The following is a 17,022-nucleotide window of genomic DNA, read 5'->3' on the forward strand; positions in this document are numbered from 1 at the left end:
GGAGGAGCCGCCTCCACGGGCACGGGCGGGGACACGGTCACTTCGGCCGCGCCACTCAGCAGGCAGAGCACCAGCGTTGAGATCCACATGGGTAGCCACGGAGATACACCAGCGTGGACTTGACTCGCAACTCTGTTGCATCTACTTCCCTGATACATGAACAGCCGATGGCGGATGACATGTGGCGCGGCGCTCGTGGCGATGGCGCTCGCGGGGACGGCGTGCGAGCCCGTGGCCGAGGGCGAGGTGCGCGTGACGATGAGCGGTGGGGATGGAACCCAGCGCGGCTATCCGAGCCACCTCTTCCAGGATGGCTGGTCCGTGCAGTTCACCAAGTACCTGGTGTCGCTGGGGGACTTCACCCTCACCTCGGCGTCCGGGGAGAAGCGCACCGCGCCCGAGCACGTGCTGGTGGACGTGCAGAAGGGAGACGTGCCCCTGACGGCGCTCAAGGGCCTGGCCGCCGGGCGCTGGAGCGTGAGCTTCCGGGTGAGCCCGCCCCGGGAGGACACGAAGCTGCCGGATGGAGCCCTCTCCTCCGAGGAGCTCGCGATGATGCGCGAGCGCGGCTACAGCTACTGGGTGGAGGGGGTGGCGGTGAAGGCGGGTGTGGGCGTCTACACCTTCCGCATGGGCTTCCCGGTGAACGCGCACATGGTGGACTGCGTCAACGGCGTGGACGGGACCCTGGGCCTCGTGGTGCCGGAGAACTCCGTGGCGGAGGCGGAGGTGACCATCCACGCCGAGCACATGTTCTACGACCGGCTCGGCACCCACCGGGGCGTGCAGCTGCGCTTCGACGCCTTCGCCGCCACGGCGGACACGAACAAGGTCATCACCCCCGAGGGGCTCTCCGCGCAGAAGCTCCTGGACCTGCACGGGCTGGACGGCGGTGAGTTGAAGGACAGCCAGGGCCGGCCCGTCGTCTACGAGCCGGGCGCCTACACGGTGCGGACACTCCAGGAGTTCGTCACCCAGAGCATCGTGGATCAGGCGCACCTCAACGGGGGTGGCGTCTGCACCGTGGCCCACTGAAGTCCGATGGCGCGCTCACGGGGACCGGAGCGCGCTTCCCGGAGACGGCCAGGAGGGAGACCCCCGGCCTGGGCAAGTGCTCAGGTCACCACGCGCAGCGCGCCGTGGTCGTCGCAGTGGCTGCCGTGCGGGTGGTGCAGGTGGCCGCCCACCAGGTAGTCCATGTGGTCGCCGTGCGGCACCGCCTCGTGGCCGCACTTCGGGCCGTGCTGGTGGTCCTTCGCGTGGTCGGCGCAGGCGTGCTGCGGCGTGCACTGCGCGGGGTTCGCCGCGTTCGCATCGATGCGGCACTCGTTGTACTGCGCGCCCGCCTTCCGGTGCAGGTGGCCCTCGTGCAGGTAGTCCACGTGGTCACCGTGCTGCACGGCGGTGTGGCCGCAGCCGCTGACGTGCTGGTGGTCGTGCGAGGCATGGTTGTGGGTGTCGTGGCTCATGACGCTCCGTCCTTTCAGGTTGTGTCGGTGTCCTGGTCCCCCAGGCAGGCCGAACCATCCGTGAAGCTACAGGCGGCTCGTCAGGATGAGAATCGCTCGATGCGGAGGACAGGCGCTTTTTCGCTCGGGAATGCGGGCCTCGCCTCGTTTTCCAGGATAAAGAAACAGGTTTTCTCTTGCAATCAGGATACAGCAGTCATCAGAACGAATCTTCACCGGGAGCCCGGCCGATGAAGCACGAGCTCGATGCCTGGGGCCAATGGCTGGCGCTGCTGTGCATGGCCCACTGCATGCTGCTGCCGCTGGTGCTGGGCATGCTGCCAGCGGTGCTGAGCCGAACCTTGGAGGAAGTCCCCCTCCACCTCGGCGTGGTAGCGCTGGCGGCCGTCATCGGTGGGGCCAGCTTCGTGCCGGGCTTCCGCCGGCACCGGGACTGGCGCGTCCTCACACTCGGGTCCCTGGGGCTGGGTCTACTGGTGCTCGCCGCCACCGCGCTCCCCGAGGGCCCCCTGGAGCTGGGAGGAACGGTGACGGGTAGCGCCGTGCTGATGGTGGCGCACGGCCTCAACCGCCGCTGCCAGCACTGAAGACGGCTGTCTGGCTGTCTGGACGACCCCCCCACGACTGGCCGGGAGCCATGTGTCCAGGAAATGATGGGCCCCCGCTTCAAATGGGCAGTTCAGGTGCAACTTCGCGGGACTTGGGTTATTGCGTCATACAACGATGGCTGCCAGGAAGACCGCCCCCCAGCCCAAGCTCGTCGAGTACCAGGAACGCCTCCGCGCCGCCGGCCTGCGGAGCACCGCCCCTCGGGTCGCGGTGCTCCGGGAGTTGGAGTCCGCCACTTCGCCGTTGAGCCACGCGGACCTGGTGGAGGCCCTGGGCGACGAGGGCTATGACCGGGTCACCATCTACCGCAACCTCACCGACCTGACCGAGGCGGGGCTGGTGGTGCGCGCGGACTTGGGTGACCACGTGTGGCGCTTCGAGCTCAAGCGCGAGGAGAAGTCGCACCAGGGCTCGCACCCGCACTTCACCTGTACCGACTGTGGCGCGGTCGCCTGCCTGCCCTCCGAGTCCGTGCGCCTCACCTCCGCCAAGGGCGCCCCCAAGGCGGTGACGGCGCGCTCGGTGGACATCCAGCTGCGCGGCCTGTGCGATAGCTGTGACTAGGGCTGCTCGCCCCCCCCGTCCAGCCCCCGCCCTCCCGCCTGCCTGCCCTCCAGTCGGCAGCCCTCGGCTCCCCCGTTGCAGGGTTGGCGCCATGCCCACCTGACCCCACCATTTCCCGGCAAGTCAGCCGAACACGGGCACAACACGGAGGGGTCATCATGAAGAAGCTCATGGCCGTACTGGTCTTCACCCTGGGCACCGCCGCTTTCGCGCAGGACGATGCGAACAAGAACACCCAGGCGATGGAGGAGCAGAAGCGCAACGAGGGCCGCAACCTCGGCACGGGCGTCGATGCCACCGAGGTGGACCAGGGCATCAAGGACGCCACGGACAAGGCCAAGGATGTGGTGGGCAAGGCCGAGGACAAGGTGGGCCTGGACAACGCCAAGGACGGCACCTTCAAGAAGGACAAGGCCTTCAGCATGAACGGCACCCTGAAGGGCGCCGCCTTCGACGGCATCACCCTCGCCCGCCAGGGCCTGCCGGACGCGGACCTGGACGTGCGCAAGGAGACCCAGGTGATGCTGGACGGCAAGAAGGTGGAGCTCAAGTCCATCCCCGAGGGGGCCCAGGTGCGCGCCCGCTTCCAGCTCGAGGGTGAGGAGATCGTCGCGGTGGAGCTCAACGCCACCAGCCCCAAGGCCACCAAGAAGAGCACCAAGTAGGGTACTCGGCGGGGCACCCAGGGAAACCCGGGCACCCCACCGACTCCCCAGCGGGAGAGCGAGACACTCCATCGCTGACGAAGGCTCGGGCCCGTTTCCCTCGCTGGGGAACGGGCCCGGTTGCTTTCGTGCCCCTGTCCGGCGAGGCGCGGAAACACGCGGGGAACTCCGCTTCCCTCCCTGGCGCCGCACGAGCCCCGCCCGTTCCACCGGGTGTCCCCACGGCCCTCCGGTACGGGGCTTGCTCCATCCGGGGTGTTTCGGGGTGGCCCGAGGAGGCGGGAAGACGATGCGCAGACTGTTGGGGGCGTGGGCGGTGGGGGCGATGGTGGCGTGGGGCTGCGGGACGACGGAGGAGCCGTCACCGCCGGGGGGCGACACCCCGCCCATGCAGGAGCCGTCGCCAACGGACAGGGTCCAGCCGGACGCCGGCACCCCGCCCGATGCGGGCAACCCGGACGGTGGCTCGACTCCGGGCAACCCGCGGGACGGTGGCTCGACTCCGGGCAACGGCTCGGACGGTGGCACGGGGGGCGGCACCGATGGCGGCACCGGTGGCGGCGGCACCGAGCCGAAGGTGACCGTGGGGCCGTGGCCGAACGAGCCGCTGGTCAACTACTCGCAGCGCTACGGGCTCGACCGCGTGCGCGGGGTGGCCGTGGACGACGCGTACAACATCTGGCTGCTGGACGGGGATCGCATCGGCGTGCTGCGCCCCGGGGACACCGCCCCCCGCTGGACGACCGGCGTGGGCCAGGCGGCGCCGGGCTTCGGCGAGGACAAGCTGGCCTATGGCTCCACCGTCATCTGCGGTGGCAGCGCGGGCCGCGCCTACGTGGGCTACGCCACCTACGAGCTGAGCCCCGCCTTCATCTACAGCCCGGATGGTCGCCACATGGACGACGGCTACCAGTCCACGGACCCGACCCGCTACGACCCGGTGCGCTACCTCGAGTACCAGAAGGGGGACCTGGACGTGGTGCGGCTGGAGCCGGATGGCCGCGTGGTGCTGGAGGAGCACCTGCAGCAGTCGGCCACGCCCAACGGGCCACAGGACATCGGCATCCGCAACACGAACGACCACCACTTCGACGAGGACCGCTCGGTGCTCAGCTGCGTGAAGGTGATGCGCGGCCGGGACCGGGGTGACATCTACATCGGCACCAACCACGGGGTGACGCGCATCCAGGGGCTCGTCTACAACAGCCACCGGCACCCGGTGTGGTTCGAGAAGAGGCCGGACGGCAAGGAGACCCAGAAGGCCGGCTACACGTACGCGCTGGGCATCTCGCAGAGCGGTGACGTGCTCATCGGCAACGACTGGAAGGTGGGCGTGGTGACGCCCTCGCCCAACCTCGTGCACTGGGACCGGGTCGACGAGTCGCTCAACCCGGAGAAGCTCAACGCCCACCTCCCCGAGCTCAACGGCCTGCCGGACAAGGACTTCTGGCGCGGCATCCAGCAGACCCGGGACAGCCGCTACTATCTGGCCAGCAAGGACTTCGGCCTGTGGCAGCTGACCATCCTGCGCCGCTCCGATGCCCGGGGCACCAAGGTGGCCGGGCTGCCCACGGATGAGCTCACCTCGCTGGCGGCCACCGACGACGGCTCGCTCTTCATCGGCACCAGCGGCGCGGGCCTCTGGCGGATGGATGACAAGAAGCAGCTCTCGCGCGTGAGCGGCGTGGACGGCAACCACGTGGAGCAGCTCCTCTATGACCCCACCGTGAAGCCGGCGATGCTCTACGTGCTCACCGACAGGGGCCTCACCGTCCTGCGCGGCCACTAGGCCCCCAGGGGCCTCCAGGGTCGCAGAGTCACCGGGCTGCCGGGCTTCACGCCGGCGGCCCGGAATTTTTGGAGCCGCCTCGGGCTTTACCTTCCGCCCGCTGACATCGGTAGGAGGCCGGGCAGGCATTCGCTAGCGCCTGCCCTCGTCCTTCGTGGCCGATGTCCTCTACAATTCGAGCCGTCCCCCGACGGAAGGAAAAGCATGCGCCTGAGACTCGCCCGCCGCCGCTCCGCCGCCCAGGCAGTTGGAGCCATCTCTGTTCCCAACCCCGGACTGCACCGGAACCAGATGAAGCGGAACGAGCTGAGGGCGCACGCGCCGGACCCGCTGCGTCCGGACGCGCGGCTGCGCCTGCGCGACCACTTCACCCTCTCGGAGAACGTGCTGCACGTGCCGGGGCTGCACCGGGAGCACGACGGGCTGCGCATCGCGCACCTGTCGGACATCCACGTGGGCCAGGCGACGTCCGCGGTGCGCATCCGCCGCGCGGTGGCCGAGGTCAACGCGCGCAACCCGGACTTCATCTTCCTCACCGGCGACTACGTCACCCACAGCCCCAAGCCGCTGCCGCGCGTCATCGAGCAGCTGGCCGGCTTCAGCAGCCCGGTGTTCGTGGTGCTGGGCAACCATGACCACTGGGTGGACGCGCACTACCTGCGCGCCGGCTTCGAGCGCCTGGGGTACACGGTGCTGCAGAACGAGCACCGGGTGGTGCACGTGCGTGGAGCGCCGGCCACCATCCTCGGCATCGACGATGGGCGCACGGGCCGCGATGACGTGGAGGCCACCTTCCGCGGCGCGCCGGAGTCGGGCACGCGGCTGGTGCTCACCCACGCGCCGCCCACCATCGACAAGCTGCCGCCGGACGGCAACCTGGTGCAGTTCTCGGGGCACACGCACGGCGGCCAGTTCGTGGTGCGCGGCCTCACCGAGGCCATCTTCCGTCGCGCCGGCCAGCCCTACATCCAGGGCCACTACCATGTGCGCGGCAACCAGCTCTACGTGAACATGGGGCTGGGCTTCGGCTTCGGCGGGCCGTACCTGCGGCGCGGCACCTACCCCGAGGTGGCCTTCTTCACCCTCCGGCACGCCGAGAGCGCCACCGCTCAGTAAGTCCTCTCCCCGCTCCCCTCGGGAGCGGGAGCCTCAGGCGGAGTGGGCCTGTTCCAGCGGCTCACTTCGCGCCGAGCGGCGCGCATCCCGGGGCAGGAGGACCGTGAAGGTCGTCCCCTCCTCCTCCGAGGAGCGCACCGACACCTGCCCACCGTGCGCCTCGACGAGCTCGCGCACGATGAACAGCCCCAACCCCAACCCGCTGCGCCGGCCGTTGCGTCTCGACACCTGACGGAAGGGGTCGAACAGCGTGGCCAGCATGTGCGGGGGGATGGGCGCTCCCGGGTTGGACACCTCCAGCACCTGCCGGTCCGACTCGCTCAGGCAGCGCACGAAGATGGTGCCCTCCGGCGTGCCATGCTCCAGCGCGTTGCCCACCAGGTTGCTCACCACCTGCGCCAGCCGGTCCGAGTCCCAGAAGCCCTCGCCCTCGCCCTCGGTTTCCAAGGAGATGGCGCGCCCCGGGTACGCCACCGACAGCTCCTCCACCACCTGCTCACACACCTCGGGCAGGCGCGTGCTCTTCAGGTGCAGGGGAATCCCCCCGGACAGCCGCGCCCGCGTCAGGTCGAGGATGTCGGAGATCATGTTCCCCATGCGCGCCGCGCTCGCTTCAATCCGCTGCGCCAGCTGCTGCTGCGCCGGGGACACGCTGCGCCGTCGCAGCGCGCGGGCCGTGAGCGAGATGGCGTTGAGGGGGTTGCGCAGGTCATGCCCGAGGATGCCGATGAAGCGCTCGCGGAACTGCGCCTCCTCCTGCATCCGCTCCATGGTGCGCTTGCGCTCGGTGATGTCCATGAGCGAGCCGATCATCCGCGTCGCGCGCCCCTCGGTGTCTCGGGCCACCAGCCCCCGGTCCAGCACGTGGGCATACGTGCCGTCCTTGCGCCGGAAGCGGTACTCGGCCGACCACGACGCCTCGCCCGACGCCACCACCTGCCGGAGCCCCTCCAGCACCGGCTGCCGGTCCTCGGGGTGGACCTGCTCCGCCCACCAGGCGAGGTCGCCCATCTCCTCGGGCGGGTAGCCGAACATGGTGTGGGTCGCCTCGCCCCAGTGGATGCGGTCGGTGGTGGGGCTCCAGTCCCAGAGCACGTCATTGGTGGCCCAGGTCGCCAGCCGGTAGCGCTCCTCGGCCTCGCGCAGCGCCGCCTGGGCCCGCTCGCGCTCGGTGCAGTCCATCACCACGCCCAGCATCCGCGACGGACGGTCGCTCTCGTGGAAGGTCTGCCCCACCGCCTCGTAGCAGCGCACCGAGCCGTCCGCCCACAGGCCGCGGAACTGGAAGGTGTAGGGGCCCTGCGCGTTCAGCCCCTGCGCGATGGCCTCGGCCACCCGCGTCCGGTCATTCGGGTGGACGCAGGCCAGGAAGCTCGCCAGCGAGTCCCCCGTCCTGCCCGGCGGCTGGCCGAAGAAGACATCCACGTTGGAGGACCAGATGACGGAGCGCCGCGCCTCCGACCACTCCCACGTCACCATCCCCGCCGTCTCCAGCGCCAGCCGCAGGTGCTCCTCCCGGGCCCGCAGGGCCTGCTCCCGCTCCAGCGTCTCGTGCAGCGAGCGCTGTGTCGCGTGGACTCCGGTGATGTCGAAGAGCCACAGCGAGAAGCCATCCCCCTGCTTCAGGGCCTGCGCCCGGAACCAGCGCTCGGCGCCCCCCGGGCGGCAGCCCAGCTCGAAGGTGAGGGGGTGGCCCTGCTCCACCACCTGGCTCAGCGCCCCCCGCGTGGGCAGGCCCTCCACCACCGCGTCCCACGAGGACAGGGAGCAATCCAGGCCCAGGTCGCGCACGAGCACCTCGGCGGCCGGGTTGAGGACCATCCACTGGAAGTCGAGCAGCGTGCCGGCGGCATCCCGGACGGACTGGAACAGGACGCACGGCGCAGGACACTCGGCATGGAGTCTCCACGCGAGCTCGGGCCCTGGAATCCACGATGAAGCCATACTCCCCCCCGGAGCGCCTCCATCTCCGGGAAGGCGCGGCGGCCCGGGGATGCAGGTCAGGACGGACAGTATGCCATGACCTGGGGGTCTCGGTCATGACCCACCGGGGCATGAATGCCCACCCTCGGGCACTCGAAGTGCCCGGTAGCGGGCCGAGTGGGGCCCTCACGCGTCCACTCAGTAACGCCCTTGAGGGGCGGCCCGTCTCGGTGGCGACGGGTCCTGGGAGCGGCTTGCTGGGCTCATCCACCGCTCTCATGGAATGCCTGGAGGATGTCCGAGGCCGTCATCGGTGGAGTCACCTTGACCTCGCCATTCATGCTCTCGTCGCAGAAAAGGAGGGACACCTGAGAGGGCACGAGGGAGCGGCACCACTGGACGAACTCTGAGATTTCCCGAAGAGGGACACCTTCAAATGTCATGGAGCCCCTCGTCTTGTGCAGCAAACCCTCCAGTCGCGAATCAGCCATGGGGACATGGAACTCCAAGGCATAGCTTCTCTCGGGATTCGAGATTTGCTTCACCGTGGCGCCGGGCCAGCTCGCCTTCAGGCAGGACGTGAAGTCAGCTGCGGATGGCAAGCCGCCCTCTTCCGCGATGATGAAGAACTTCATTCACCTTCTCCTCGTCTCAGGGACGAACAACAACCTCACCTGGAATGCCGAATTTCTTCAGGAGTGCCTCGAAGAGGGGAACAGCCCTGCCATCGTTGACAACCACCTCGAGCCCCATGACAGGAGTATCGGGGTCCTTGATGACCGCGGCGTATCGCGCGAACTCGTCCATGAGTGCGTCCAGAATCATGGTTCGGGCAGTCTCGCCGCACTTCGAGCCAGCAATGAACGGGCTTCTCTCGGCATCGCCCACATGCTTGACCTCGATAAGCCTCGCCTCGTCCAGGCGGGCACCGTCCGCCCAGACTTCCTCTCCACCTCCGGAAACTTGAATTTCTTCCGGCCCCGCATGCTTGCCCTGATACTTGTAGGCCTCTGAGCTCTCTCGGGCGGGCCGCCGGTTCGCCTTTCCAAGCCACTCCTTGAAAGCCTTGAGGTCCACCTTCTTGGGCTTCATGCCCTCCGTCGGAACCCGCCCGCCTGCCGAGCGTGATCCCGAGGCAGCCAGCGCGGGCCCAACCCCCGTCCCTGGCATGACACCCGGAATGACGCCCGCGGATGCGCCAACGGCTACCGGCACGGGCTCGAGCAGTGGCAAGGAGGGTGGCTCGCGTGGCCCTGGCCGCTTCTGCACCTTGCCGGGCACCTTCTTCATCAGCAGAAACGTCACGACGCTCACGCCCACCACGGCCACGGCTCGCGCGAGGTGCGTCGCCGCCGTGTCGAGGCCCGCCTCATCGCGCGCGCCGGCTGCGGACCTGACGTAGTTCCACAGCGAGTCCTTCACCGCCGCCGTTTGCGCCGCGGCCATCACCACACCCAGCGTCAGCAGCGCCGCGTCCACGGTCTGACCGAGCACGGGAATGCCCTGGGTGCCAAGCCATGCCGTGGTCATCGTCCCCATGAGCGCCAGACTCTCGGGAGACAACATCCCCTGCACTTCCTTCATCGTCTCCCCAGGCAGCTTCCCCAGGGCTCGTACGAAGGCACGGCAGAGCTTCTCCGACTTCTCCATCGCCTCGACGGGCTGAGGCCGCGCATGGCACAGCCCGTCCTCTACCGGGTTGGCGAGCGCGGGGGCGGCGAACAGAAGCCCCAAGCAACAGAGGATGATTCTCATGGATGTAGACCCGACCGCGTAGGGCGCCGTGCCGACGCGACGTGGCTCATTCCGACGATAGGCCAGAGGAGGGCATGCGCGCGGGCCTCATCAAGCTCTTCCTCGAACTGCTGGAGCTGAGCCGCACCCTCACCGACGAGAAAACCCGGCACGTGCGCGAGCAGCTCACGGAGGAGGAGCTCGTGGTGCTCGACCGCCCCGAAATCGGTGCTCGACTTGACTTGGTGCACGCAGGAGCCTCAGTAGCGCCCCTTGAGCCCGAGGATGGGCAGTGCGATGGGCAGGCCCGTCGGCTCCTTCGTCAGCGGCGAGCCGTACCCGCCGGTGTAGTCGAAGGCCACCACCTCCTGGCTGAGGGTCACGTTGAGCATGTCCAGGTAGGCCTCGAGCGTGAAGGTCTCGTAGGCCCACGCCTTGGACACCCGCAGGTCGAAGCGGAAGAAGGGCGGCAGCCGGTCCACCTTGTCCTGGTCCAACGGCACCCACTGGGGCCGGCCGTCGAGGTCCGTGCCCACCGTCTGCGTGCGGCTGGTGAGGTTGCCCGACTCCGGACGGCCGCTGTTGAAGTGCAGCACTCCGCCCAGGGTGATGTTGTTGGCGAACTTGTAGCTGAGCACCAGGTTGAGGACGTGCGTCTGGTCGAAGACGTAGGGCAGGTCCGCCTCGGCCTGACCCACCGGGAGGCCATGCGAGTCGTAGCGGTTGAAGCGCGTGTGCCGCGTGCTGCGCTGCAACGAGTAGGACAGCCAGCCAAACCAGTTGCCCCCCAGCGGGCGGCGGATGAGCAGCTCCAGGCCGTACGACATGCCCGTGCTGCTCAGGTCCCCGAGGTCCAGGTCCGGGAGGGGGTTCTCCTGTTGCGCCATCGGCCGCACGACGCGGCGCCCGCCCGGCCCCGTCACGGGAGGAGGCTCCCCGGTACCGGGCTCCGGGGGCGGCTCGAAGATGGGCACCGTCGGGTCCTCGCTCCCGAAGGGTGTCAGCTCCACCGTGCGCAGCATCGGGTTGACGTAGCCCTCCAGGCTCACGTCGAAGCCCCACAGGTTCTTGTACTCCGCGCCCGCGGACACCTGCAGCGCCTGCTGTAGCCCCTGGTCCAGCGCGGCGATGTCGATGATGGGCAGGCTGATGAGCGTGGTGGGCGCCTGGTGGTAGAGGCCCACGCCACCCTTGAGGGTGAGCTGCTCGCCCAGCTTCCGGCGCACGGCGAGGCGCGGCTCCACCACGAGCTCGTTGCGGCCTCCGTTCAGGTGGTAGTTGTCCAGGCGGAGGCCGGGCACCAGCGTCCAGGCCGAGTCCTTCTCCCACAGCAGCTCCGCCCACAGCCCGCTGAAGGTGGCGAGCGCCACCGGCGTGTCGATGTTCACCTCCGTGAACGGGCCCCCCTCCGGCGGACGGGAGCGCTGGTGCAGGGACACCCCCGCGCGCTTGTGGTCCACGTCCAGGCCGCTGCGCAGGCGGAGGCCCTCGCCGAACTTCCTCTGGTAGTTGAGCCGCGCGGTGGCGTTGCGCTGGTCGATGAGGATGTCGCCGCCGCCCGCCGTGGGGCTCTCGTTGGAGATGGCGAAGCGGTCCAACCCCACGGTGGTGCCCACCTCCAGCTCGCCACCGCCCACCGGGTGGCGGTAGCGCAGGTCCAAACGGTGGAAGAGGACGGACTGCAACGCCGTGGAGCCCTCCTCCGTCGTCGCCTTCGAGCCGAAGGTGTCCGAGGAGCCGAAGGCGAAGAGGCGCAGCCGGCCCGGCCCCACCTCCTGCTCGACGCGCGCCTGGTAGTCGTAGAAGTCCAGCACCAGCTTGGAGCCCTCGGCGCCGGGCGGTTGGAGAGCATTGGCCGCCAGGGCGATCAGCCACGGCGTGTACGAGATGCGGCCCGCCAGCGACACGTTGGTGCCGGTGGACTGAAAGGGGTATTCGACGAAGAGGCCCGCGTTGATGAGGTCCGCGTAGGCGCTGCCATGGAGCCGGTCATCGCGCGGGCGCGTCAGCTTGCCCTCCACCGCGCCGCCCGTCAGCCGCCCGTACTGGGTGGGCGCGTTGCCCGGGAAGAAGTCGATGGTGTCGATGAAGTCCGGGTGGATGACCGCCGGCCCGAGGAAGAGGTGGAAGAGGAGGGGGACGCGGACGCCGTCGAGGAAGTAGCCGGTGGAGGCGGGCTGGCTGCCGCGCACCACCGGGTACGAGATGCCCGAGAGCATGCTGCCCACGCCGGGCATCAGCATCACCACGCGGAACGGATCGCCCTGCGTGCCGGGAATCTCGCGCAGCTCCGCGTCGTGCAGCGAGACGCGCGACACCTCGGTGCGATCGCGGTCGCCGCGCACCACCGTCTCGTAGGGGTTCACCACCAGGGGCTCCAGGCCGTACACCACCTCGAGGGCCTCGCCCTGGCGCACGTCCTCGTAGAAGTCCTCGGGCTTGTGGCCGGGGGCGGTGACGCGCACCCACTGCTTGCCCGCGGGCAGCCGCGCCTCGAAGCGGCCATCCGGCCCCGTCTCCACCGGCGCGTCCTTCACCGCGAACGACACGAGCGTGGCGCCCGGCACCGGCCGGCGGTTGCCCTTGGTGCGCACCAGGCCGCGCAGGGTGACGGGCGGCAGGGGCCGCTCCGCCGTGACGAGCGGCGGGGGGGCCTCGAAGCGGTACTCGAAGTGGAGCCGCACCGGCACCGGCGCGCCCTCCACCTTCGCCGGGGAGAAGCGCAGCCCGGGCGCGGCGTGCAGGGCGGACTCGTCCAACAGCGGATGGACGCCCTGGAGGAGCACCACCTCGGCCACCTCGCCCTGCTCGTCCACCAGCAACTCCAGCCGCACCGTGCCCGACACCGGCTGGGCGAGGAGCCCCTCGGGGTAGCGCGCCGGTGAGTCCTCCCTCAGCACGGGTGGCTCGAACCGGGGCGTGCCCGCGTCCTCGCTTCCCGCGCCCTCCAGGGCGAAGCCCCCGTCGGTGCGCTGGAGATCCAGCTCCTCGCGCACCAGGCCCGCGTCGGTGGAGTCGGCGCCCGGAGCACCCTGGAGGTTCTCGAGCCCCGGAGGCGTGGTGGGCGTCTGGGCGCGAGCCGCCGCGAGGGGCAGCAGGCCGACCAGCACCAGCCCCAGGGCCACCCGAGGCCCCCACCCGCGGTTCATCCGACGCTGCTCGTTCGCCATGGGCACCCGTCCCTCCAGGTGAAGGCGCCCATGACGCCAGCCACATGGGTGCGAAGACAAGCCCAACAACCACCGGGGGCCCGCCTGTGTCCGCTAGCGCTTCTGCAGCGCCGCGGCCACCAGGCCGATCAGCTTGAGCTGCGAGGCGTCCAGCTTGCGCAGGTTGCGCATGAGGCGGCGCAGCTCGGCGGACTCCTCCAGCTCGGGCGGGGACGACTCGGCCGCCCAGGTGGCCACCTCTCCGGTGTTGAGACCCAGGAAGGTGTCCGAGGGCGTGCGCAGCGCGATGCACAGCCGCCGCAACGACGGGACGCTGGGCAGCATCCGCCCGCGCTCCAACCGCCCGTACACCTCCGTCGCCAGCCCCACCCGCTCGGCCACGTCCGCCTGGGTCAGCCCCGCGCGCAGTCGCGCCTGGCGCGCCATCTCCCCCACGTTCCCTGCCAGCTTGCCGGTCGACGGTTGTCCCATGGTGACTCTCAGCACTCGGTCGAGCAGTGACCCATCAGGCCACCTGCTTAGAGCCTGTGGGGGACCCGGCGACAGGACAGGATGGGTAGTCGGGAAAACCTGGGACCCTAATAGTGCTCGGCGGACCCGGGGTTTGGTGCGCTCCACCCCACGGGCCGCACGACCGCACGTCTCAGAGGTGAACCGAACGCATGAGGTCGTCCGCACCGCCAGAGCCGACAGGTGACGGGATGACCATTCACGTCCTGCCCGCCGCATGGGACCTGGTTCTCACCTTCCCCAAGTACCTCGGATGTCCCCCGCCCGACGATTGCGGGCCCAACCCCCCAGGCAGGCTCCCGGAGACCTCTCCTGAGGCGTCCCAGTCCATTGGTCCACGAGCCAACCCTCGGGCGTGTCTTTCCCGTGACGGCTGCCCCGCCGTGCTATGGCGCACCCCGGAAAAGAGGGTCGGGAGGACATGAGCAAAAGGCCAAACCGCGTCCTTGTCGTCGAGGACCATGCGGACAGCCGGGAGTTGCTCGCCGAGTTCCTCGAAGCGCTTGGCTACGACGTGGACGTGGCGGGTAACGGGGTGGAGGCACTCGAGCAGCTGCGAGGCGCGCCTCTACCGGCGGCGATGCTGCTGGACTTGATGATGCCGGTGATGAGCGGCTGGGAGCTGATGCAGCACGTGCGCGCTGATCCCACCCTGTGCTCGCTGCCGGTGGTGGTGGTGTCCGGCGCGGGGGACGCCCATCCCCTGCCCGAGGGCATCCGCGGCGCCCTGCCCAAACCGGTGGACCTGAACGCGCTGCGGACCTTCCTCGAGGCCGCCACGAGGCGCGGTTAGAAGGGTGTGGGCTCGGCGGTGAAGCTGCCTTCGCCCGACATGTCGAGCATCTCCACCGAATGCAGGGAGCGATCCAACCGGTAGCTCACCTCGAAGCCGGAGGACAGGCGCAGCACGCCCAGCTCATGTCCTGTCCGGTTCTGGATGGGCACCAGGAGCAGGGAGTTCGAGAGACGCTGGGACAGCTCGCGCAGCAGTCGCCCCCTCATCGGCGCGGGACAGCACGAGAGGAGACGTGCCACCCGGTTTGAGAGCGTGAACCTGAGCGCCATGCTCGCAAGCTGGGCATGCGAGCAGGGGTCAGCAAGGCGAGGTCCGGGGCGGGAGATCACCGAGACCGGCGGCTGTCGGATTCTGGGCGTCAGCGCGGCACCACCCGCCTCACCTCGCCGCGGGACAGGTCCACCCGCACCAGCCGACCCACCTCGTCGAAGAGCAGCAGCTCCTCGTCCTCGAAGCGCACCAGGACCTGGACCGGGGGCTCGCTGGGGAACGAGAACACGCCGCACGACCCACCCGTCGCGCGATTCAGGAGCTCGACCCTGTCGGTGATCACCGACGCCATCCACGCCCCTCCGAGCACCAGCACTGGCGACCCGTCGGGGGGGGACAGCGTCGGACGTCCAGCGAAGGGCCCCAACCACAGCACTCCGGTGACCCAGGAGACGCCCGTTGCCGGAGGTGTGTTCTCCCGAGGGAGGGAGACGCTCGCCGCCAGCTCCCCATCCGGCCGCAGCGACAGGTGCAGCACGCGCTCCACGGCCTTGCCGCCGGGCAGCGTCTGGCGCGCCCGCAGCGTGGGGTCCGGCAGCGAGTAGCTCCAGCGCTCGAAGTCCCCGCCCGCCTGGGTGGTGACGAAGCTCAGCTCGCTCGGGCTCGCCGCCACCGCCAGCACCTGCTCGCCCACCTGCGACACCCGCCACAGCGCCCGCACGTCCGAGGCGAGCACATCCACCGCCATCACCGTGTCCCCCACGGCGATGAACCACCCACTCCCGTCGTACGTCGGAGCGAAGGCATCGACGCGTGCGTCACACCAGGGCTCGGCCCGGCGCTGGGTCAGGTCCAGGCGCGAGAGACGCATCAGCGTCCCGCGAGGCGCGAGCGCCAGCACCCGGTCCCCATGTACCGAGCGCACCAGCGAGAAGGCCGGCACATCGAAGTGCGCCACGCATCGGCCCTCCGGCGTGAGGAGCCGCGCCCCCGCCTCGCCGAGCGCCACCAGCAGCCGCCCCCCCGGCAGGGACACCACGTCATGGAGTTGCCACGGCCCGCCCTCCGCCGCGTCGAAGGTGTGCCACGCGGAAGCGGCGTCGGCCGGAAAGCCCACCCGCGCGGGCGGCTCCGGCAACGGGGGCAGGTCCGTCCGCAGCGCCATGTCTCCCGTCGCGAGCACGCCGCGCGCGAAGTCCTTGCTCCTCGGGGACAGGTGACCCGCCGCCCGGTCCCTCAGCACCGCGCGCAGGGCGGGCCGCAGGAGCACCCTGCCCACCTCCGCGTCCTTCCCGTCCTCCACCTCCTGGGTCAACGCGGCGGCGAAGGACTCGCGCGCCGAGGCCCCCTCCGCGTCATCTCCGTCGAGCAGCGCGAGCGCCCGGGCCCGCACCGCGTCGAAGCGCTCGGGGAAGGTCACCGCCATCCGCGCCAGCAGCCGCGCCCCGCTGACGCCGCCCACCTCCACGCCCCGCTCGAGCCACGCCAGCGTGAGCCGCCGCGCCTCTCCCAGCGGCCACACCACCTCCACCGCGCGCCCGTAGTCCCCCGCCTGCGCGAGCACCTCGCCCCAGAGGAGCCGCAGCACGCGGGCCTCGGCGGCGTGCGTGCGCTCCAACCGCGGTACCGCGTCCGCGAAGGCGCCCGTGCTCCGGGCGATGTCCACCGCCCGCGCCACGTCCTTCGCCAGCATCCACTGCCGCACCACCAGCCCCGGCGCCAGCTTGCGCCCCTCGGCCAGCTCCGCCGCCAGCCGCAGCCGGCCGTGGCGCTCCAGGAAGGAGACGGCCTCCTCGCTCTCGTGCAGCAGCTCGGCGAGGATGAAGGCCGCCTCCTCGATGCGGCCCTCGCGCTCCAGCTTCCGGAAGGCCGCGCGGTAGCGCTCCTCCAGGGCATCGAACACCGCCTCGCCCCCGCCGAAGACGCTCGCGGCTCCGCCCCGGCGCGGCTGGATGGTGAGCTGCTCCCGAGGGCCGGGCACCCCGAGCGCCAGCCGGGCCTGCTCCGACATGCCGCCCTCGCTCAGCGGAATGGCGTAGCGCAAGGCCTCCTCCAGGTTGCCCTCGTCGAACATCTCGAAGAGGCGCCGCACGTACTCCGCCTTGCGCCGGCCCAGCAGCGGGCCAAGGGGGGTGGAGCGGGCGAGCCACACGGCGAGCTGCGAGAGGAGCCCCGGGCCCGGAGGAGGCGGCGGCTGTGCGGGGGAAGCCGCGGGCGCACGCTGGGGCGAGGCCCCCGAGCCCTCCGCCGAGCCCGCCGCACCGAAGAGCGACGACAGCCATCGCGCCAGGAACGAGGGCCGAGCCACCGCGTCCACGGTCGCCGCACCGGGCCTCACCGTCTCCCCGCGCCACCAGGAGCGGAGTCGGTCGAGCAGCCCCGGACGAGGGGCGACCTCCCCGGGGACGGGCCGGCCCTCCATGCGCGCCCGCATCGCCTCGGCCTCGGGCGCGAGGACACCGAGCCC

At 70.3% G+C, this 17,022-nt stretch carries 15 protein-coding genes; 7 read left to right on the forward strand and 8 right to left on the reverse strand.

From position 1 onward, the window contains the following. The first annotated feature begins 156 nt into the window (after positions 1-156). Positions 157-1,035 carry a hypothetical protein gene (locus VF697_RS05210; protein WP_331092373.1) on the forward strand — a complete coding sequence of 293 codons (879 nt, stop codon included), beginning with the start codon at positions 157-159 and terminating at the stop codon, positions 1,033-1,035. Between the two features lie 80 nt (positions 1,036-1,115). Here VF697_RS05210 and VF697_RS05215 read toward each other — a convergent pair whose 3' ends face one another. Further along, on the reverse strand, positions 1,116-1,469 hold the full coding sequence (locus tag VF697_RS05215) for a hypothetical protein (RefSeq protein WP_331092374.1): 354 nt from the start codon (positions 1,467-1,469) through the stop codon (positions 1,116-1,118). Positions 1,470-1,699: 230 nt separating this feature from the next. Between VF697_RS05215 and VF697_RS05220 the strand changes: the two genes are divergently transcribed. The 5 genes from VF697_RS05220 (at position 1,700) to VF697_RS05240 (ending at position 6,212) form a co-directional block, all read left to right on the forward strand. Beyond that, on the forward strand, positions 1,700-2,056 hold the full coding sequence (locus tag VF697_RS05220) for a MerC domain-containing protein (RefSeq protein WP_331092375.1): 357 nt from the start codon (positions 1,700-1,702) through the stop codon (positions 2,054-2,056). Positions 2,057-2,192: 136 nt separating this feature from the next. Then, positions 2,193-2,642 (forward strand): Fur family transcriptional regulator, encoded by a 450-nt coding sequence (locus VF697_RS05225; RefSeq protein WP_331092376.1) that lies wholly within the window; start codon positions 2,193-2,195, stop codon positions 2,640-2,642. A gap of 158 nt (positions 2,643-2,800) precedes the next feature. Continuing rightward, positions 2,801-3,307, forward strand: coding sequence for a hypothetical protein (locus VF697_RS05230; RefSeq protein ID WP_331092377.1), 507 nt, complete (start codon positions 2,801-2,803; stop codon positions 3,305-3,307). 289 nt (positions 3,308-3,596) lie between these two features. Next, positions 3,597-5,096, forward strand: coding sequence for a hypothetical protein (locus VF697_RS05235; RefSeq protein ID WP_331092378.1), 1,500 nt, complete (start codon positions 3,597-3,599; stop codon positions 5,094-5,096). A 204-nt stretch (positions 5,097-5,300) separates the two neighbouring features. Further along, complete coding sequence (locus tag VF697_RS05240) at positions 5,301-6,212, forward strand: metallophosphoesterase (protein ID WP_331092379.1); 912 nt, start codon at positions 5,301-5,303, stop codon at positions 6,210-6,212. 33 nt (positions 6,213-6,245) lie between these two features. On the opposite strand, the gene VF697_RS05245 is transcribed toward VF697_RS05240, so the two are convergent. The 5 genes from VF697_RS05245 to VF697_RS05265 all read right to left on the reverse strand — a co-directional run bounded on the left by VF697_RS05245 (position 6,246) and on the right by VF697_RS05265 (position 13,510). Continuing rightward, positions 6,246-8,156, reverse strand: coding sequence for a sensor histidine kinase (locus tag VF697_RS05245; protein WP_331092380.1), 1,911 nt, complete (start codon positions 8,154-8,156; stop codon positions 6,246-6,248). A gap of 242 nt (positions 8,157-8,398) precedes the next feature. Next, entirely contained in the window at positions 8,399-8,770 is a 372-nt protein-coding gene (locus tag VF697_RS05250; protein WP_331092381.1) for a hypothetical protein, read from the reverse strand. Positions 8,771-8,786: 16 nt separating this feature from the next. After that, positions 8,787-9,890, reverse strand: coding sequence for a restriction endonuclease fold toxin-2 domain-containing protein (locus VF697_RS05255; RefSeq protein ID WP_331092382.1), 1,104 nt, complete (start codon positions 9,888-9,890; stop codon positions 8,787-8,789). 239 nt (positions 9,891-10,129) lie between these two features. Then, positions 10,130-13,039, reverse strand: a complete 2,910-nt coding sequence (locus VF697_RS05260) for a TonB family protein (protein WP_331092383.1) — start codon at positions 13,037-13,039, stop codon at positions 10,130-10,132. 93 nt (positions 13,040-13,132) lie between these two features. Next, positions 13,133-13,510 carry a helix-turn-helix transcriptional regulator gene (locus VF697_RS05265; protein ID WP_331092384.1) on the reverse strand — a complete coding sequence of 126 codons (378 nt, stop codon included), beginning with the start codon at positions 13,508-13,510 and terminating at the stop codon, positions 13,133-13,135. A 460-nt stretch (positions 13,511-13,970) separates the two neighbouring features. Here VF697_RS05265 and VF697_RS05270 point away from each other — a divergent pair, with 460 nt between their 5' ends. Further along, on the forward strand, positions 13,971-14,342 hold the full coding sequence (locus tag VF697_RS05270; RefSeq protein WP_331092385.1) for a response regulator: 372 nt from the start codon (positions 13,971-13,973) through the stop codon (positions 14,340-14,342). On the opposite strand, the gene VF697_RS05275 is transcribed toward VF697_RS05270, so the two are convergent. Both VF697_RS05275 and VF697_RS05280 read right to left on the reverse strand, forming a co-directional pair. Next, positions 14,339-14,551, reverse strand: a complete 213-nt coding sequence (locus tag VF697_RS05275; RefSeq protein ID WP_331092386.1) for a hypothetical protein — start codon at positions 14,549-14,551, stop codon at positions 14,339-14,341. The two genes, VF697_RS05270 and VF697_RS05275, sit on opposite strands and share 4 nt — an antisense overlap. Positions 14,552-14,703: 152 nt before the next feature. Next, the coding region (locus VF697_RS05280) for a hypothetical protein (RefSeq protein ID WP_331092387.1) at positions 14,704-17,022 on the reverse strand (2,319 nt) is incomplete at its 5' end.

It is taken from the genome of Archangium sp. (assembly GCF_036388035.1).
Classification (GTDB): Bacteria; Myxococcota; Myxococcia; order Myxococcales; family Myxococcaceae; genus Archangium.